Origin of the sequence: Xanthobacter lutulentifluminis (assembly GCF_043194675.2) — a bacterium.
Taxonomy (GTDB): domain Bacteria; phylum Pseudomonadota; class Alphaproteobacteria; order Rhizobiales; family Xanthobacteraceae; genus Xanthobacter.
The window spans coordinates 832,809-849,733 of the sequence record NZ_CM195525.1 but is presented as its reverse complement, the minus strand read 5'-3'; the positions used below and the strand labels follow the sequence as shown (position 1 = coordinate 849,733).

At 70.7% G+C, this 16,925-nt stretch carries 17 protein-coding genes; 13 read left to right on the top strand and 4 right to left on the bottom strand.

The window, feature by feature from the left end; genetic code table 11:
• The first annotated feature begins 4 nt into the window (after positions 1 to 4).
• From V5F49_RS03870 to V5F49_RS03845, 6 genes are all read left to right on the top strand, one after another.
• Positions 5 to 1,444: an MmgE/PrpD family protein gene (locus V5F49_RS03870; RefSeq protein ID WP_394114497.1), complete on the top strand. Its 1,440-nt coding sequence runs from the start codon at positions 5 to 7 to the stop codon at positions 1,442 to 1,444.
• A 3-nt stretch (positions 1,445 to 1,447) separates the two neighbouring features.
• Positions 1,448 to 2,965 carry an aldehyde dehydrogenase family protein gene (locus V5F49_RS03865; RefSeq protein WP_394114498.1) on the top strand — a complete coding sequence of 506 codons (1,518 nt, stop codon included), beginning with the start codon at positions 1,448 to 1,450 and terminating at the stop codon, positions 2,963 to 2,965.
• Between the two features lie 197 nt (positions 2,966 to 3,162).
• Positions 3,163 to 4,128 carry a tripartite tricarboxylate transporter substrate binding protein gene (locus V5F49_RS03860; RefSeq protein ID WP_394114499.1) on the top strand — a complete coding sequence of 322 codons (966 nt, stop codon included), beginning with the start codon at positions 3,163 to 3,165 and terminating at the stop codon, positions 4,126 to 4,128.
• Positions 4,129 to 4,250: 122 nt separating this feature from the next.
• Entirely contained in the window at positions 4,251 to 4,925 is a 675-nt protein-coding gene (locus V5F49_RS03855; RefSeq protein WP_394114500.1) for a tripartite tricarboxylate transporter TctB family protein, read from the top strand.
• Between the two features lie 6 nt (positions 4,926 to 4,931).
• Positions 4,932 to 6,473 (top strand): tripartite tricarboxylate transporter permease, encoded by a 1,542-nt coding sequence (locus V5F49_RS03850; protein ID WP_394114501.1) that lies wholly within the window; start codon positions 4,932 to 4,934, stop codon positions 6,471 to 6,473.
• Between the two features lie 177 nt (positions 6,474 to 6,650).
• Positions 6,651 to 6,908 carry a hypothetical protein gene (locus V5F49_RS03845; protein WP_394114502.1) on the top strand — a complete coding sequence of 86 codons (258 nt, stop codon included), beginning with the start codon at positions 6,651 to 6,653 and terminating at the stop codon, positions 6,906 to 6,908.
• Between the two features lie 329 nt (positions 6,909 to 7,237).
• Here V5F49_RS03845 and fae read toward each other — a convergent pair whose 3' ends face one another.
• Both fae and V5F49_RS03835 read right to left on the bottom strand, forming a co-directional pair.
• Complete coding sequence (gene fae, locus V5F49_RS03840) at positions 7,238 to 7,747, bottom strand: formaldehyde-activating enzyme (RefSeq protein WP_394114503.1); 510 nt, start codon at positions 7,745 to 7,747, stop codon at positions 7,238 to 7,240.
• A gap of 36 nt (positions 7,748 to 7,783) precedes the next feature.
• A complete protein-coding gene (locus V5F49_RS03835; RefSeq protein ID WP_394114504.1) occupies positions 7,784 to 9,031 on the bottom strand; it encodes a glycoside hydrolase 5 family protein in 1,248 nt (415 codons plus the stop codon).
• A gap of 187 nt (positions 9,032 to 9,218) precedes the next feature.
• Between V5F49_RS03835 and V5F49_RS03830 the strand changes: the two genes are divergently transcribed.
• The 4 genes from V5F49_RS03830 (at position 9,219) to V5F49_RS03815 (ending at position 12,837) form a co-directional block, all read left to right on the top strand.
• Positions 9,219 to 10,133, top strand: coding sequence for a metallophosphoesterase family protein (locus V5F49_RS03830; RefSeq protein WP_394114505.1), 915 nt, complete (start codon positions 9,219 to 9,221; stop codon positions 10,131 to 10,133).
• 161 nt (positions 10,134 to 10,294) lie between these two features.
• A complete protein-coding gene (locus V5F49_RS03825) occupies positions 10,295 to 10,828 on the top strand; it encodes a Spy/CpxP family protein refolding chaperone (RefSeq protein ID WP_394114506.1) in 534 nt (177 codons plus the stop codon).
• Between the two features lie 157 nt (positions 10,829 to 10,985).
• On the top strand, positions 10,986 to 12,230 hold the full coding sequence (locus tag V5F49_RS03820) for an MFS transporter (RefSeq protein WP_394114507.1): 1,245 nt from the start codon (positions 10,986 to 10,988) through the stop codon (positions 12,228 to 12,230).
• Positions 12,231 to 12,381: 151 nt separating this feature from the next.
• On the top strand, positions 12,382 to 12,837 hold the full coding sequence (locus V5F49_RS03815) for a hypothetical protein (protein WP_394114508.1): 456 nt from the start codon (positions 12,382 to 12,384) through the stop codon (positions 12,835 to 12,837).
• Positions 12,838 to 13,080: 243 nt separating this feature from the next.
• Here V5F49_RS03815 and V5F49_RS03810 read toward each other — a convergent pair whose 3' ends face one another.
• Positions 13,081 to 13,989 carry a LysR family transcriptional regulator gene (locus V5F49_RS03810; RefSeq protein ID WP_394114509.1) on the bottom strand — a complete coding sequence of 303 codons (909 nt, stop codon included), beginning with the start codon at positions 13,987 to 13,989 and terminating at the stop codon, positions 13,081 to 13,083.
• Between the two features lie 100 nt (positions 13,990 to 14,089).
• Between V5F49_RS03810 and V5F49_RS03805 the strand changes: the two genes are divergently transcribed.
• Positions 14,090 to 14,518, top strand: a complete 429-nt coding sequence (locus V5F49_RS03805; RefSeq protein ID WP_394114510.1) for a DoxX family protein — start codon at positions 14,090 to 14,092, stop codon at positions 14,516 to 14,518.
• Positions 14,519 to 14,591: 73 nt separating this feature from the next.
• On the opposite strand, the gene V5F49_RS03800 is transcribed toward V5F49_RS03805, so the two are convergent.
• Entirely contained in the window at positions 14,592 to 15,599 is a 1,008-nt protein-coding gene (locus tag V5F49_RS03800) for a polyprenyl synthetase family protein (RefSeq protein ID WP_394114511.1), read from the bottom strand.
• A 127-nt stretch (positions 15,600 to 15,726) separates the two neighbouring features.
• Here V5F49_RS03800 and V5F49_RS03795 point away from each other — a divergent pair, with 127 nt between their 5' ends.
• On the top strand, positions 15,727 to 15,954 hold the full coding sequence (locus V5F49_RS03795) for a putative signal transducing protein (RefSeq protein ID WP_394114512.1): 228 nt from the start codon (positions 15,727 to 15,729) through the stop codon (positions 15,952 to 15,954).
• On the top strand, positions 15,944 to 16,735 hold the full coding sequence (locus V5F49_RS03790; RefSeq protein ID WP_394114513.1) for a tRNA1(Val) (adenine(37)-N6)-methyltransferase: 792 nt from the start codon (positions 15,944 to 15,946) through the stop codon (positions 16,733 to 16,735). The genes V5F49_RS03795 and V5F49_RS03790 overlap by 11 nt, the downstream gene beginning before the upstream one ends.
• Positions 16,736 to 16,925 lie beyond the last annotated feature (190 nt).

Here is a 16,925-nt window from a genome sequence, read left to right as displayed (position 1 = left end):
GAGAATGGGACAGCCGACCACCGAGCGCACGCTCTCCACCGAATTCGCCGCCTTCGCGGCCGGGCTGCGGCCCGAGCACATTCCCGCGCCGGTGCGGGAGGCCGCGCTCTGGCACGTGGTGGACTCGATCGGCGTGTGCATCGCCGGGGCCAATCCGCGCGAGGAGAGCGGCATGGTCGCCCACCGGCTTGCGGCCAAGTGGGCGGCGCCGTCCGGCGCCACCGTGCTCGGCACCGGCGCCAGCGTGCGGCCGGAGATGGCGGCGCTGGTGAATGGCGCGCTCGCCCAGGCGCTGGAGATGGACGACAAGCACGGGTCCTCGCTGGCCCGGCCCGGCTCCACCGTGACGCCGGCCGTGCTGGCGGTGGCGCAGGCCGCGGGCCTCAGCCTCGCCGATGCGATCACGGCCGTGACGGTGGGCTACGAGGTGATGATCCGCCTCGGCTTCGTGGCGGGCGAGCGGTTCCTCGAGCGCGGCTACCACACGAGCTCGCTTTTGGGCGCGTTCGGCACGGTGGCGGCCATCGGCTCGCTGATCCGCGCCACGCCCGCCCATATCACGGACGGCCTCGGCATCGCCGGCACCTTCGCCGCCGGCATCCAGGAGGCGACCCGCACCGGCTCCACCTCGAAGATCCTGCACGGCGGCTGGGGGGCGCATTCGGGCATCGTCGCGCTGGACCTCGCGCAGGCGGGCATCACCGGCCCGGTCACCGTGTTCGAGGGCAAGTTCGGCTTTTTCAGCTGCTTCCTCACGCCCATCACCGGCCTGCTGGACTACGACACCGCCGGCGACGGTCTCGGCAGCCGGTGGTACCTGCCGGAGACGGCCTACAAGCCCTATCCCTGCTGCCAGCTGCTGCATGCCTTCATCGAGGCCGGCAAGCAGATCCGCGCCGAGATGGAGCGTGACGGCGTCTCCCTCGATGCCATCGAGGCCATCCACTGCCAGCTCGCCGAGCCGGGACTCACGCTCGTCACCGAGCCGAAGGACAGGAAGCGCGCCCCCCAGCACCCCCACGAGGCGCGCTTCAGCCTGCCGTACGGTGTCGCCACCACGCTGGTGCATGGCGACGTGGACGTGGAATCCTTCCGCCTGGAGCGCCTGGGCGATCCGGTGGTGCGGCGCATCTGCGCGCTCGTCACCGCCTCGGTCGATCCCGAGTCGGACTACCCGCAGCACTGCCCCGCGAAGCTGCAGGTGAAGGCCGGCGGAAAGGCCTATTACCGGCACGTGCCGCATCATCCCGGCTCGCCGGAGGCGGCGCTCACCCGCAGCGACGTGCTCGACAAGTTCGCCCGCAACACCGGCTGGCTGTTCGGCGCCAACGCCCGTGCCGTGGGCGCCGCGCTGGCCGAGACGCCGGAGAGCGCGCCGGCCGACGCGCTGTTCCGCCGCATCGCCGCCGAGGCGACGCGGCACAAGGTGGCGCAGGCGGTCTGAGCCATGGCCAGCCCCTCGCCCCTGAAGGCTTCCGAGGCCGCCATCGCCGTGCGCCACTACGAGCGCCTGTTCATCGCCGGGGAGTGGGTCGCCCCCCGGTCGGGGCGGATGATCCGCTCGGTCGATCCGTCCACCGAGGAGGTCTGGGCCGAGGTGGCGGAAGCCGACGCCGCCGACGTGGACGACGCCGTGGCGGCTGCCAAGGCCGCCCTGCGCGGCCCCTGGGGCCGGTCCGTCACGCCGAGCCGGCGGGGCGAGCTGCTGGCGCGGCTCGCGATGCTGATGCGGCGCGACGCCGACCGCCTGGCGGAGGTGGAAAGCCGCGACAACGGCAAGCCGCTGCGCGACACCCGCGGCGAGGTGCTGCGCGCGGCGGACTGGATCACCTTCTTCGCCGGGGCGGCCGACAAGATCAACGGCGAGCAGATCCCGTTCCGCCCCGACGCGCTGGCCTACACCCGGTGCGAGCCGGTGGGGGTGGTGGCGGCGATCCTGCCGTGGAACTCGCCCATCTCGCTGTGCTCGTGGAAGCTCGGCCCCGCGCTCGCCGCCGGCAACACCGTGGTTCTGAAGCCGGCCGAGCAGACGCCCGCCAGCCTGCTGGAGCTGGCGCGCCTGGTGGAGGAGGCCGGCTTTCCCGCCGGCACGGTCAACGTGGTGCCGGGATTTGGCGCGGTCGCCGGGGCGGCGCTGGTCGCCCACCGGGACGTGGCGAAGGTCTCCTTCACCGGAGACCATCGCACCGCCCGCAAGATCATGGCCTCCGCCAGCGAGACTCTGAAGCGCTGCACCTTCGAGTGCGGCGGCAAGTCCCCCTACATCGTCTTCGCCGACGCCGACCTGGACAAGGCGCTGACGGTGGCCACCCACAGCGCGTTCCGCTCCACCGGGCAGTCGTGCTCGGCAGGGTCGCGCATCTTCGTGGAGCGCTCCGCCTACGACGCCTTCGCCGAACGCCTCGCCGAGCGCGCGCGGCGGATCCGGGTCGGCCTGCCGCTCGATCCGGCGACCCATATCGGCCCCCAGACCTCGGCGGAACAGCGCGCCAAGACCGAAAGCTACATCGCCCTCGGCCGCGAGGCGGGCGGGCGCGCCTTGTCCGGCGGCGGGCGGCCTGCCCATCTGCCGCGCGGCTATTTCGTCGAGCCCACCGTGTTCGTGGACGTGCCCAACACCGCCCGCCTCGCCCGGGAGGAGGTGTTCGGCCCGGTCGCGGTGGTCATCCCGTTCGACGACGAGGAGGAGGCGATCGCCCTTGCCAACGACACCGACTACGGGCTCGTCGGCGGCTTGTGGACCTCGGACGTGACCCGTGCCCACCGGGTGGCAAGCCGGATCGAGGCGGGACTGGTCTCGGTCAACACGTTCCGGCCGGTGCATCACATGCTGCCCTACGGCGGCTTCAAGATGAGCGGCATCGGGCGCGAGAACGGGCTGCAGGTGCTGAAGGAATACACGGAGGTGAAGACCGTGGTGGTGGAGCTTTCGCCCGCGCCGCCCGCCGACCCGTTCGCCGATTGAGATCCCGGCCGCGAAGGCGGGCGCCTTCCGCTAGGGATATAGCCGGAGCGGGCTCGATATCGTTCCGACATACTCATTGCGCAAACGGTATTTGAAACGATAAAGGCGGCTCATACTCTCGAACCGCCAGGACCGCATCGGCCGCCGCGCGCGGCCGGAACCAGACGGCCGGACAAGAACAATCTAGGGAGCAAAACATGATCCGTCGCAGTGGAATCGCTTGCGCCGCGGCCATTCTTCTCGCCCTCGGCGCACCGGTGGCGCGCGCGGAGCAGCCCATCTCGATCGTTGTCGCCTACCAGGCCGGCGGCACCACCGACACGCTCGCCCGCGTGCTCGGCTCCCGCCTGTCGGAGAAGCTCGGGACCCCGGTCATCATCGAGAACCGCGCCGGCGCGACGGGGCAGATCGGCTCGAAATACGTCGCGAAATCCGCGCCGGACGGCCGCACGCTGCAGCTCGCCACCCAGACCACGCACGCGGTGGCCCCGGCGCTCTATCCCAACATCGGATACGACCCGCAGAAGGACTTCACGCCGATCAGCCTCGTGGCGTGGTCCCCGCTGGTGCTGGTCACCAACCCGTCGTTCGCCCCGGCGACGGTGAAGGACCTGATCGCCTACGCCAAGGCCAACCCGCGCGACCTGAGCTACGCCACCGGCGGGCGGGGCGACGGCTCGTTCATGGCGGCCATGTTCTTCAACAACATGGCGAAGATCTCCCCGGTCGCGGTGCCGTTCCCGGGCGAGGCGCCGGCGTTGCCGCAGGTGCTCGGCGCCCAGCTGCCCTACATGTTCTGCAGTGCGCCGACGGTGGCCGCCTCCATCGAGGCCGGCCAGCTCAAGGCGCTGGCGGTCACCAGCAAGGTCCGCGCCTCGACGCTGCCCAAGGTGCCGACCATGGCCGAGGAGGGGCTTCCCGGGTACGAGATGGTCAACTGGTGGGGCATCTTCGGCCCGGCCGGCATGTCGCCGGAGCTGGTGGCCAAGCTCAACACCGCCTTCATCGAGATCCTGAAGGAACCCGAGACGCGGGCGCGGCTGGAGCAGCTCGGCTACGAGCTCACCGGCACCTCGGCCGCCGAGTTCAAGGCCTATGTGGCGGCCGAGACCGACAAGTGGGCAGCCCTGGTGAAGGCCGAGAACGCCGTGCCGGCCCAGTAGGGCCTTGCCGGCCGCGCGCCGGCCGGAACCCCCGCCCGTCGCCGGGCCGCCGCGCGCCTTGTCGGCGCGGCGTCTCCCGACCGGCGGGCGTCGACACCCTGGCACATGTTCGGAGACTTCCGATGGACCTCACGCCGCCCCGTGTCCGGGCGTCCCTTATCCGTGATCCGCAGAACTTCGCGGCCGGCCTCGTGCTCATCGGCTTCGCCGTGGTCGGCTGGCTCGGCACGTCCGACCTCGACGTGGGCCGTCTCACCGCCATGGGGCCGGGCCTCGTGCCGCGCTTCCTGGTGGTCTGCCTCACCTGCTTCGGGCTGTTCATGTGCGTCAACGCCTGCTTCCAGGACGGGGCGCGGATCGAGCTCGCCGATTTCAGCGGCGTGCTGGTGATCCTGGCCCTCGGGGCGGCCGCGCTCGGCATCGCCTCGCTGCTGCCGCAGGCGCCCTTCGGGTGGCCGGCAGTGGGCTTCGTCTTCTGCGTCCTCTATCTGGCGCTGATGGTGGTCCTCGTCATCCTCGCGGCGCGGCGCTCCACCTTCCTCGACCGGAGCGGACTGCGCGGGCCGGTGTTCGTCATCGGCGGCATCATCGCCTTCGCGCTGACGGTGCGCTCCGCCGGGCTGCTGGTGGCGGGGCCGCTGCTGGCGATCATCAGCGGGGCGGCGGCCTCCGATACGCGCTTCGGCGAGCTCATCCTCTATGCCATCGGCATGACCCTCGTCAGCATCGGGCTGTTCCGCTACCTGCTGCAGCTGCCGATGCCCGTCCTCGTCATCCCCGGCGTGCTTTATCTGTGAGGAACGATGGACATCCTCGCCAACCTCGGTCTCGGCTTCGCCACCGTCCTCAACCTCGCTGACGTCCATCTGCCGCTCATCGGCACGGTGCCGCTGCCCACCAACATCCTGCTGTGCTTCGTCGGCTGCCTGGTGGGCACGCTGATCGGCGTGCTGCCGGGCGTGGGGCCCATCGCCACCATCACCATGCTGCTGCCGATCACCTTCGGCCTGCCGCCCACCGGCGCCCTCATCATGCTGGCGGGCATCTACTACGGCGCGCAGTACGGCGGCTCGACCACGGCGATCCTGGTCAACATTCCCGGCGAGGCGACCTCCGTGGTCACCGCCATCGACGGGCACGAGATGGCCAAGCAGGGGCGGGCGGGGGCGGCGCTGGGCATCGCCGCCATCGGCTCCTTCTTCGCCGGCTGCGTGGCGACGGTGGTGATCGCGGCGCTGGCCGTGCCGCTGACGCGCATGGCGCTGCTGTTCGGGCCGGCGGAATATTTCTCGCTGATGGTCATGGGCCTGGTGTTCGCGGTGGTGCTGGCCCACGGCTCGCTCCTGAAGGCCATGGCCATGATCTTCCTCGGCCTGCTGCTCGCCACCGTGGGCACCGACCTCGAGACCGGGCAGGACCGCCTGACCTTCGGCTTCGCGCCGCTCTCGGACGGGATCGACTTCGCGATCCTCGCCATGGGCGTGTTCGGGTTCGCCGAGGTGCTGCGCAATCTCGGCATCGACGAGAAGCGCGATCTGGTCGCCAAGCCCATCGGCCGGCTGATGCCCTCGCGGGAGGATTTTCGCGAATCGGCCCTGCCGGTGGTGCGGGGGACCATCGTGGGCGCCATCCTCGGCATCCTGCCCGGAAACGGGGCCGTGCTCGGCCCGTTCGCCTCCTACACGCTGGAGAAGCGGCTCTCGCGGACACCGCAGCGGTTCGGCCGCGGGGCCATCGAGGCGGTGGCGGGCCCGGAGAGCGCCAACAACGCGGGGGCGCAGACCTCCTTCATCCCGCTGCTGACGCTGGGCGTGCCCCCCAATGCCGTGATGGCGCTGATGGTGGGCGCCATGACCATCCAGGGCATCATTCCCGGCCCGCAGGTCATGACCAAGAACCCCGACCTGTTCTGGGGCATGATCACCTCCATGTGGATCGGCAACCTGATGCTGCTGGTCATCAACCTGCCGATGATCGGCATCTGGGTGCGGCTGCTGCGCATCCCCTACCGGCTGCTGTTTCCCACCATCCTCATCTTCTCGTGCATCGGCATCTATTCCATCAACAATTCGCCCCTGGACCTGCTGGTCACCGCCGCCTTCGCGCTGGTGGGCTACCTGTTCATCAAGCTGGGGTTCGAGCCGGCGCCGATGCTGCTCGGCTTCGTGCTGGGCAAGCTGATGGAGGACAACCTGCGGCGCGCGCTGCTGATGTCGCGGGGCAGCCTGCTCGGTGTCATCGAGCGGCCGCTGAGCGCCGCCTTGCTCGCGGTGGCGGTCGTCATCCTGTGCGCCGCGGTGCTGCCGACCCTCCGGCGCGGACGCGACCGGGTGTTCGCCGAATAGGGCGGCACCCGGCTCCGGCGCGGGGTTTGCGGCCCCGGCCGATCTGACCCAGCGTAAATGCTTCGAGCCATTATCCTTTTCGCAAAATGACAAAGAGGGTGTTCACCGCCGCGTTTTCTGCTTTACTCAGCGTCCAAACACACAACCCTGGGGTACCGGGGACCGGGAGGACAAAGGGTGGACTTCAATCGGAACGGGCATGCGCGCCAGCCCATTGGGCGCGCGGCGGCGACCAGCATCGCCGCAGGAGACGAGATGGCGCGGCAGGGAGCGGCAGTGCTGGTGGTGGCCATGTCTTGCGCCCTTTCGGGCCTGGTCATGGGCCTGTGCCTCGCCGGCGCCCACTGGCCGGCGCTGGCGTTCGTGTTCGGCGCGGTTTTGGCCGGAACGGGAAGCTGGTTCGCCAAGGACCTGGTCGCCCAGATCAAGGGCTGACCCCGCGCGGACTGCCGCGCGCCGACATACGGCCGCCGGGCGACGAGAACGCCGGCGTCATCGTTCTCCAGAAGGCCGGCTCCGCCGGCTTCTTTTTTGGCGGGTGCGCTTGCCCGGGCGGGCAGGGGCAGCCAACGCGCCCGAGCGGCGGCGAGCGCGCATCCCGGTCGGCCGAAACCGGCTCACGGCGGGCCGGCGCTGCCGATATCCCCGTCGCAAGCCGGCTCCCCGCATATCCCTAGGAGAAGCGCCGCCGTCCAAGAGGACTTCGCGCCCAAGAGGAGCGCCCTCCGCCGTCCGTCCGCGGGTCGGCCCGCCGAGACCGCTCCTTACCCCGCGGCGAACGGGTGGCGGGCGCTGCCGACGCGCTCCAGCACCTCCTGCGGGCGGGGCGATCCGGTCACCGCGCGCTGGATGGCGAGGCGCGTCGCCTCGTGGTTGAAGGCCTGGATCTTCGCGTCGTCCGTGGCATCCCAGTGGATGAAGACGCCGACGCAGATGAAGATGTCGTCCGCTTCCTCCACCGGGATGATGCCTTCGGCCACGCAGTCGGTCACCGCCTTGGCGACCGCATATTGCGCCGGGCCGAACATCTGCACCGCCTGGCGGGCATCGCGGATGGTCACCTTGTTGAACAGAACCGTGGAGGGCTTGGCCATCAGGTTCGGCTCCACCACCGCGAGCAAGGCGGTGAAGCCGTCCTTGTTGTTGGTGAGGGCGTTGACGAACGCGGTTTCGGCCGAGGAGCCGCGCGGGCCGAGGATGAGGTCGATATGGGCCACCTCGTTGCCGTCGCCCACGAGGGCCTCGCCCACCATGAGCCGGTCGATCTTCGGCATCCAGTCCTCCGGAAAGTCTCAAGCTGAAAGAAGGGGCTACTGCACCTGGAACGGCAGGTTGCCGGTGGCGGCAGCGCCGCGGCCGTCCCGCACCGTCACGAACAGGCGGTAGGCGCCCGGTTGCAGGCCGGCGACGCGCACGCCTGTGGGGGAAGGCTCGCGCAGGCCGGAGGGGAAGCTCGGCGGCACCGGCTCGGGATCGCCGCCGACGCTGCGCACCTGCGTCTCGGCCATGATCTGCCAGTCCACCTTCAGCGGGTCGCCGTCCGGGTCGGTCGCCACCAGCCGCGCCTGGGTCTCGCCCTCGATGCCGAAGCGCGCCGGCCCGGCGAAGGCGAGGGAGACGATGCGCGGCGCGCGATTGGGGGCGCCCGGCACCTGCCCGCCCCACACCTCGGCCATCTCGCCCACGGTCTGCGTCCATTCGCCGGTCGGCAGCAGCAGGGAGTACCAGGTGGGGGTCACTTCCTGCTTCTGGCCCCACAGGAAGGGAATGGCGCCCACGCCCGCCTGGCGGGCGGTCGTCAGGTAGCGCTTCACCCGGTCGGCCTTCTGGGTGGAGGTGAGCTCCACCGGCGCGCCCCACTCGGTCATCGGGGCGTCCCAATGGCCGAGGGCACCCATCTCGGTGATGATGACGGGGCCGGTCCAGCCCTGCGCCCGCGCCCGCTTGGCAGAGGTGAGCAGTCCGTCGCCATAGCCGTTGATGCCCAGAACGTCGATGCTGGGGGCAAGGCGCTTCACCAGCTCGGCCTTGCCGTTCCCCACCTCCGCCACCACCGCCATGGTGGGGTGCTGGCCATCCAGCGTCTTCGCCAGCTTCGCCGCCTCCTCGATGGCCGGCCACACCACCATGGCCTCCTCGGGGGTGAGGTCCACCTCCACCTCGTTGCCGATGCCCCACATGAGCAGGGCCGGGTGGGAGTGGTAGCGATCCACCATGTGGCGCAGCGCCTCGAGCTGCTGGGCCACGGCCGCGCGATTGGCGTAGTCGAAGCCGAGCCGCGGGTGGCCGAGCCAGAATCCCACGATCACCTTCAGCCCGGCGCGCTGGGCGGCGTCGAGGATCTCTCCCGGCTCCTGCCCGTAGGTGCGCAGCACGTTGGCCCCCAGCGCCTTCAGCTCGACCAGCCGCTCGACGCCGCTCGCGCCCATCGGAACGAACGGCTTGCCGTCCACGAGGATCTCGGAGCCGCGCAGGCTCACCTGCGCCGCCGTGGCCAGGGACGGATGGATGCCGGAGAGAAGCAACGCGCTGAGCGCGGAGAGGAAGGCTTTGCGCACGGGAGACGGCTCGCTCGGTGACCGGTCGGTTCGCGCCGCACCATCGCCCGTGTGCGGGCGCGAACGCAACATGAACTTTCGCGTGTGCGCCGCGCCCTTCCGCCGCCGGGCGGGGCCGGCCGATGCCGCGCGCGTCCGGCGCGATCTGCTATAAGCGCCGCGTGTGAGCCGGTGCGAGGTCTGCCTCATGTTCGTGATCGCCCATCTGTCCGATCCCCATCTGGGGCCGATTCCCGAGGCCCGGATCTCGGAGCTGCTGGGCAAGCGCTTCTTCGGCATGATGAACTGGATCGGCGCGCGGCGGCGCAATTTCGGCCAGGCGACGCTGGCGCCCCTCATGGCCGACCTGCAGGACCAGGCGCCGGACCACATCTGCGTCACCGGCGACCTCGTGAACGTGAGCCTGCCGGCGGAATTCGACACAGGCGCCACCTTCCTTGCCGCCCTCGGCGAGGCCCGGGACGTCAGCGTGGTGCCCGGCAACCACGACGCCTATGTGCGCTCGGCGATGCACTATCATCTGGAGCACTGGGCGCCGTTCCTCGCCGGCGACGACAGCCATCCCCACACGCCGGTGGACGTGGACGCCTTCCCGTACGTGCGGCGGCGCGGGCCGGTGGCGGTGGTGGGCGTGTCCACCGCGGTCCCGACCGCGGTGTTCCTCGCCAGCGGCGAGGCCGGGCGCGGCCAGCTGGAGCGGCTCTCCCGGCTGCTCGCCGCGCTGGGCGAGGAAGGGCTGTTCCGCGTGGTGATGATCCACCATTCGCCGGTGGGCGAGCGCCCGTTCCACCGTGACCTGCGCGACGCGGCGCGGGTGCGGGCCGTGCTGGCGGAGGCCGGCGCCGAGCTGGTCCTGCACGGGCACGATCACCGCGCCTCGTTGGGCAGCGTGGCGGGTGCGGCGGGGCCGATCCCGGTGGTGGGCGTTCCCTCAGCCTCGGCGGGCCCGGACTCCGAGCGCGGGCCCGGCGGCTATTGCCTCTACCGCATCTCCGGCGGCACTGGCGCGTGGCGCTGCGAGATGGAGCGGCGGGGCTATCGCGCCGGCAGCGGGGAGGTGCACGCGCTTGCGCGACAGGTCCTCCTCGGGGAAAATACGTAAAGGACAACTTGTCGCCACAAATGTTTTCGCGGAACTGGTTCCTGTATCCGGAAGTTTCCATTTGTAATCACTTGTAACCAGATGCCAATTACAGAAGTTTAAGTTGTTTGCAGGGGCGCGCCGCTCAATTCTCCTCATCGTCCCTTGAAGGAGGACCTGACATGAAACGTGCCGTCATTGCCGCCACCGCCGCTGCGCTCATCGCTGGCTCTGCGGCCACCTTTGCCGCCAATCCCGGCACTGGCGCGGGCCCCGGCAACGGCCCCGGCGCCGAGCGCGCCGCCCGCTGGCAGCCGAGCGCCGAGGACCGCGCCATCCTCACCGACGCCCGCATCGCCGCGCTGAAGACCGCGCTGAAGCTGACCCCTGATCAGGAAAAGCTGTGGCCCGGCGTCGAGACCGCGCTGAAGGATGTGGCCAAGGATCGCGCCGCCCGCCGCGACCAGGCCCGCGCCGCCCGCGAGGCCGCCCGCCAGGCCAGCACGGCGCCCGATCCCATCGCGCGCATGCGGGCCATGGCGACCCGTATGGACGCCGGCGCGGCCGACCTGCGCAAGATCGCCGATGCGGCGGACCCGCTCTACAAGACGCTGGACGATGCCCAGAAGCACCGCCTGAACGCGCTGCTGCACCAGCAGTTTCGCGGCATGCATGGCCCGAAGGGGCCGCATGGCGACGGCCCCCGCCGCGGCTGACGGGCGTTCCGGGGACGGCCGGGCTCCGGCCGTCCCGCGACCCATGAGGTTCCCTGATGGGTCATGTGACGAAGATTGATTTACGCAGGTGTGGACTGATCCCATAGACTGTCTGTGAAACGCGCCGCAGCGGCGCAGCAGCACAGCGAGTCGGTTCATGTCCGCCACGTCCCCGGCGCCCTCCGAAGGAGCGCGCAGCGCGATGCCTGTCGTCGCCATCGTCATCGCCGGCTGCGCGGTGGCGCTCATCACCTTCGGCCCGCGCTCGGTCTTCAGCCTGTTCCTCTTGCCCATGTCGCAGGAATACGGCTGGGGACGCGACGTGTTCGGCCTCGCGGTGGCGGTTCAGAACCTCCTGTGGGGCCTCGGGTCTCCCTTCGCGGGCGCCGTCGCCGACCGCTTCGGCATCGTGCGCGTTCTGTGCGCCGGCGCGCTGCTCTATGCCGCCGGCCTGGCGCTGATGGCGTTCGCGAGCTCGCCGGGCCTGCTGCACCTGAGCGCCGGCGTGATGGTGGGGTTCGGCCTGTCCGCCGCCTCGTTCAACCTGGTGCTCGCGGCGTTCGGCAAGCTGCTGCCCAACGAATGGAAGTCGCTCGGCTTCGGCGCCGCCACGGCGGCCGGCTCGTTCGGGCAGTTCCTGTTTCCCCCGCTGGCGCGCGGGCTCATGGACAGCATCGGCTGGCACGAGACGCTGCTCGTCTTCGCCGCCTGCCTGCTGCTGGTGATGCCCTTCTCCTTCGCCCTCGCGACCCGCCGCGTGGCGCCCGCCCATGCCGGCCCCGCGGCCCCGCAGCAGAGCATCGGCGCCGCCCTGAGCGAGGCGCTGCGGCACCCGAGCTATGTGATGCTGGTGCTGGGCTTCTTCACCTGCGGCTTCCAGCTGGCGTTCGTCACCGTGCACATGCCGGCGTTCCTGGTGGACAAGGGGATGACCCTTTCGGTCGGCGCCTACACGCTGGCGCTGATCGGCCTGTTCAACATCCTCGGCTCGCTCACCGCCGGCTACCTGTCGACCCGCATGTCGCGCAAGTGGCTGCTGGCGTGGATCTATTTCGGGCGCGGCGTGGCCATCATCGCGTTCGTGCTCGCGCCCGTGACGCCCATGAGCTGCTACGTGTTCGGCGCTGCCATGGGCTTCCTGTGGCTGTCCACCGTGCCGCCCACCTCGGGCCTCGTCATGCTGATGTTCGGCACGCGCTACATGGCGATGCTGTACGGCTTCGCCTTCTTCTCCCATCAGGTGGGCGGCTTCCTCGGCGTGTGGCTGGGCGGCATTCTCTATGAGCGCACCGGCAGCTATGACTGGGTGTGGTGGCTATCGGTCGCGCTGTCCTTCGCCTCCGCCGCCATCAATCTGCCCATCAAGGAGCGCCCTGTGCACCGCGCGCCGGTTCCGGCGTGAGTCTGGCCGACCGCGGCCCGGAAGGCACGGTCGGGCAAAATCCGCTTCGGCGGGGGGCGTTCCGTGTTCACCTGCTGTTCCCGACTCTTGACAGGGACAGGGGGTGTCTGCGCAACGTGGGACAACACGAACAGGTATTCGCGAACAAGCCATGCGCAGCATTCTTCTCGCGGCCTTCGGCTGTGCCGCGCTTGCTTCGGCGCCGGCAGCAGCCCAGCAGCTCTCGGCCCAGCAGGCGCGCGAGTTCGTCATCGGCCGTTTGTTCTCGTTCAACTGCTTCGAGGGATCGAAGGGGGCGGGGCGCGTCTATCCGGACGGCTCGGTCGCCGGCCTCATCACCCTGCGCGACGCGGAGCCGCGTTTCGTCCGCCTGCCGGCCAACACGCTGCGGGTGCGTGGCGAGAATGTCTGCGGCTTCGTGAAGGGCATGACCTTCGAGCCCTGCTTCGACCTGGTGAAGACCGGGCCGGGCACGTTCCGCGGCTCGCTCTCCGGCGTGCAGACCATGTGGTGCGACTTCGTGAGCGCCGGCGGCGATCGTCCGCAGGTCGCCTCCCGCCGCTCCAAGGCCAAGACCAAGGGCCCCGCCGAAGCCTCCGCGGAATAGCCACGTCTCCCGAGCCGCGGCGTTCCTTGGCGCGGCGCCTGCTGTGGGCGCGGCGTTTGTGGACGCGGCGTTCGGGCCCGTCTGGAGCTGGTTCATTGCTGCAGGCCAACCGTTCCACCGCGGATTTCCGATCGGGCACGTCCTGATCAGGCTCCGCGCCGGCTATGACTCGCGCCGGGTCGAACGGGCGGCATCCACGCAGGCCGCGTCCCCTCAGGCCGCGTCCCCTCAGGCCGCGTCCCCTCAGGCCGCGTCCTCTTGCGCCGCCACGCCCTCGATGCGACCCCGCAGCTTGCCGATCTCGCGGCCCGCATGCTCCATGAAGGTGCGCACCCGCGCCGTCGCCTTGATGTCGGGATGCGTGAGCAGCCACAGGCCGGACTCCATCTCCGGCTGCGGCCCCATCAGCTGCACCAGCCCCGGCGTCACCGCCGCGATGAAGCAGGGCAGCACCGCAAGGCCGATGCCCTCGGCCGCCGCTTCGGCCAGCCCCAGCACCGTGTTGACGCGATAGACCAGCTTCTCCTCGCCCACCCGCTCGCGCAGCCATTTGGCCGGCTTGATGCCGCCGAGATTGTCGGAAAATCCCACCCAGTCGTGGCGCCGCAGGTCGGCGGCGGCGAGGGGAGCGGGCGGGGCGCGGTCGGCGCGGCCGTAGATGCCCCAGGCGATGGAGGCCATGCGGCGGCCCACGAGCGTGTCGCCCGGCCGGTCGCTGGCGCGGATGGCCACGTCGGCGTCGCGCTTGGACAGGCTGAGCGACTGGTTGGAAATGACCACATCGAGCCGGATCTCGGGATAGGCCTCGCGGAAGGAGGCGAACAGCGGCGTCAGCATGTGGACCAGCAGCGTGTCGTTGGTGGTCACGCGCAGCTCGCCGGAGGGGCGCAGGTCCTGCCCGGTGATGCGGCGCTCCACCGCCAGCACCTCGTCCGCCATCCGGTCGGCGAGGCGCACCATCTCCTCGCCCATGGCGGTGGGGACATAGCCGGCGCGGGCCCGCTCGAACAGGCGGGCGCCCAGCTGCTCCTCCAGCGTGCCGAGGCGGCGGAAGACGGTGGAATGGTTGACGCCCATCTGCTCCGCCGCGCCGGCGAGGGAGCCGCTGCGGGCAATGGCCTGGACCAGCCGGAAATCGTCCCACGCGATCATGGTGTTTGCACCGATGCAAAAATGATCTGGTTTTTATGAGTATGGCCGTGCGCCGTTACAAAAGCTAGATCTGTGTCACCTCAAACCGGAGTTTCCTCCCATGGTTGACACCCGCCTCGCCCCCTACGGCCTTTTCGTCCTGCGCCTCGCCGTCGGCCTCATGTGGCTGTCGCACGGCCTCATGAAGGTCATCGTCTTCACCGTGCCCGGCTTTGCCGGCTTCCTCGGCAAGATCGGTCTTCCGCCCGCCCTCGCGCTGCCGATCATCGCGGCCGAGATCATCGGCGGCCTGCTCATCATCTCGGGCGTCTATGCCCGGCAGGTGTCGGTGCTGCTGATCCCGCTCATGCTCGGCGCCCTGAACTTCCATGCCGGCAACGGCTGGGTCTTCTCCGCCCCCGGCGGCGGCTGGGAATATCCCGCCTTCCTGGTGATCGCCCAGATCGTCGTGGCGCTGGCCGGCGAGGGCGCCTTCGCCCTGAAGCCCGCCGCCCTCATCCCCGGGTTCGGCCGCGCCGCGCACGCCTGAACGCCTCTCTCCTCCGAAACGCGAACGGCCGGCTCCCCGGGGAGCCGGCCGTTCCGTTCTCGGGGTCGAAGCCTCAGTGGGCGCGGGAGAGGCAGAAGTCCACGGCCTCGATCAGCGCATCCTTGGCCGGGCTCTTGGGGAACAGCGCCAGCGCGTCCTTGGCGATGGCGCCGTAATGCCGGGCGCGCTCGATGGTGTCGGCGATGGCGCGGTGGCGCGTCATCAGCCCCACCGCCTGGGCGAGATCGGCGTCGTCGGCCTCGCCCTTCTCCAGGCAGCGCTGCCAGAAGGCGCGCTCCTTCTCGTCGCCGCGGCGGAAGGCGAGCAGCACGGGAAGGGTGATCTTGCCCTCGCGGAAGTCGTCGCCGACATTCTTGCCGAGCTTGGCCTGGTTGCCGCCGTAGTCCAGCGCGTCGTCCACCAGCTGGAAGGCGATGCCGAGGTTCATGCCGTAGGAGCGGCAGGCGGCCTGCTCCGCCTTGGGCCGCTGGCCCAGCACCGCGCCCACCTCGCAGGCGGCGGCGAACAGCTCGGCCGTCTTGCCGCGGATCACCGCGAGGTAGTCGTCCTCGGAGGTGGCGGTGTTCTTGGCGGCGGCCAGCTGCATCACCTCGCCCTCGGCGATGACGCAGGCGGCGGTGGAGAGGATGTCGAGGCAGGTCATGGAACCGACCTCCACCATCATCCGGAAGGCCTGGCCGAGCAGGAAGTCGCCCACCAGCACGCTCGCCTCGTTGCCCCAGAGCTTGCGGGCGGCGAGCTTGCCGCGGCGCATGTCGCTCTCGTCCACCACGTCGTCGTGGAGGAGGGTGGCGGTGTGCATGAACTCCACCGAGGCCGCGAGCTTCACGTGGCCGTCGCCGCGATAGCCGGCAACCGCCGCGCAGGCGAGCGTCAGCATCGGCCGCAGGCGCTTGCCGCCGGACGAGATGAGGTGGTTCGCCACCTCCGGAATCATCGCCACGTCGGAGCCGGTGCGGGCCAGGATGGTGGCGTTCACGCGCTCCATGTCCGCCTTCACGAGGGCGACGAGGGCCTCGATCGACGGCTCATTGGGCTCGAACGGAAGGACCAGGGCCAAGAAACGCTCCCGCTTGTCATTCTTTGGGCCGCACCATAGGGATGCTGACGGGCTCCGCGCAAGCTTTGCCCGCTTCCGGGCGAGCGGCACTCAGGCGCACATGCCACCACAAATGGACGAAAGTCGGATGCAGGAGCTGGTGCGGACCAACGATCTGGTGCTTCTGGGCGCCATCGAGGCGCTGTTCGTCTCGGCCGGCATCGGCCATCTCATCGCCGACCAGCACATGAGCGCCGTCGAGGGGTTCATCGGTGTCCTGCCCCGCCGCCTGCTGGTGGTGGAGGAGGATGCGCCGCGCGCCCGCCGCCTGCTGACGGAGGCCGGTTTCGGCGCGGCGCTGCGCGATGCCCCCTGACGCGGACGCCTCGTCCGCCGCCGCTCCGGCGCCCGAGACCACCACGGACCGGGTTCTCGGCGGGCGACTCACCCTGCGGCAGCCTGTCGCCGGCCATCGGGTCGGCCATGATGCGCTGCTGCTTGCCGCTTTTGCCCCGGTGGACCGACGGTGTGCGGTGGACCTCGGTGCGGGGGTGGGCAGCGCCGGCCTCGCCTTTCTGGCACGCGTGGGGCAGGCGCAGGCCACGCTGGTGGAGATCGCCCCGGAGCTCGCTGCCCTGGCATCGGAGAATGCGGCCGCCAACGGGCTCGCCGAGCGGGTCGCGGTCGTGACGGGCGACGTGCGCGTCCTCGGCCGCCCCTCCGGGCCGCCGCTGCCGGAGGCGGGGGCGGCCGATCTGGTGCTGTGCAACCCACCGTTCAACGCCCATGCCCGGCACCGGACCTCGCCCGATGCGGCGCGCGCCCGCGCCCACATGGCCGACGGCGCGCTGCTGGACGAATGGGTGCGCGCCGCTGACCGCTGCCTCGCGGCACGGGGCGTGCTGTGCCTCATCCACCGGCCGGAAGCGCTGGCCGAGCTTCTGGCCGCGCTCGCCGGGCGGTTCGGCGCGGCGGAGATCCTGCCGGTCCATCCCCGGCCGGACCGGCCTGCCGTGCGCGTGCTGGTACGGGCGGTGAAGGGACGGCGCGCCGCGCCCGCGCTGCTTCCCGGCCTGGTGCTGGCGGAACGGGACGGCACGCCCACCGCGGCCGCCGAGGCCGTGCTGCGCGACGGAGAGGGCCTGCCGCCGGCCTGAGGGCGCCGCGCGACGGCTTGCGGCCTTGCGGCGGGCGCATGCGAAGGGCTGCCTCTGTTGCCGGCACGTGGAGGCGACCTTCCGGTGCCATGCGGGTGCGCGATCTGTTTCCGTTGCGGCATCGCTCCGGACCGGGGCCGGTCGCCCGCGGAGCGTCCGCGTCGCGGACGGCAGGGCTTCCGGGTCCGTC

Coding starts and splice junctions, on each gene's coding strand:
- V5F49_RS03820 (WP_394114507.1), top strand. CDS start 10,986: ATGTCCGCCACGTCCCCGGCGCCCTCCGAAGGAGCGCGCAGCGCGATG.
- V5F49_RS03790 (WP_394114513.1), top strand. CDS start 15,944: ATGCCCCCTGACGCGGACGCCTCGTCCGCCGCCGCTCCGGCGCCCGAG.
- V5F49_RS03855 (WP_394114500.1), top strand. CDS start 4,251: ATGGACCTCACGCCGCCCCGTGTCCGGGCGTCCCTTATCCGTGATCCG.
- V5F49_RS03805 (WP_394114510.1), top strand. CDS start 14,090: ATGGTTGACACCCGCCTCGCCCCCTACGGCCTTTTCGTCCTGCGCCTC.
- V5F49_RS03795 (WP_394114512.1), top strand. CDS start 15,727: ATGCAGGAGCTGGTGCGGACCAACGATCTGGTGCTTCTGGGCGCCATC.
- fae (WP_394114503.1), bottom strand. CDS start 7,747: ATGCCGAAGATCGACCGGCTCATGGTGGGCGAGGCCCTCGTGGGCGAC.
- V5F49_RS03870 (WP_394114497.1), top strand. CDS start 5: ATGGGACAGCCGACCACCGAGCGCACGCTCTCCACCGAATTCGCCGCC.
- V5F49_RS03825 (WP_394114506.1), top strand. CDS start 10,295: ATGAAACGTGCCGTCATTGCCGCCACCGCCGCTGCGCTCATCGCTGGC.
- V5F49_RS03830 (WP_394114505.1), top strand. CDS start 9,219: ATGTTCGTGATCGCCCATCTGTCCGATCCCCATCTGGGGCCGATTCCC.
- V5F49_RS03865 (WP_394114498.1), top strand. CDS start 1,448: ATGGCCAGCCCCTCGCCCCTGAAGGCTTCCGAGGCCGCCATCGCCGTG.
- V5F49_RS03815 (WP_394114508.1), top strand. CDS start 12,382: ATGCGCAGCATTCTTCTCGCGGCCTTCGGCTGTGCCGCGCTTGCTTCG.
- V5F49_RS03810 (WP_394114509.1), bottom strand. CDS start 13,989: ATGATCGCGTGGGACGATTTCCGGCTGGTCCAGGCCATTGCCCGCAGC.
- V5F49_RS03860 (WP_394114499.1), top strand. CDS start 3,163: ATGATCCGTCGCAGTGGAATCGCTTGCGCCGCGGCCATTCTTCTCGCC.
- V5F49_RS03850 (WP_394114501.1), top strand. CDS start 4,932: ATGGACATCCTCGCCAACCTCGGTCTCGGCTTCGCCACCGTCCTCAAC.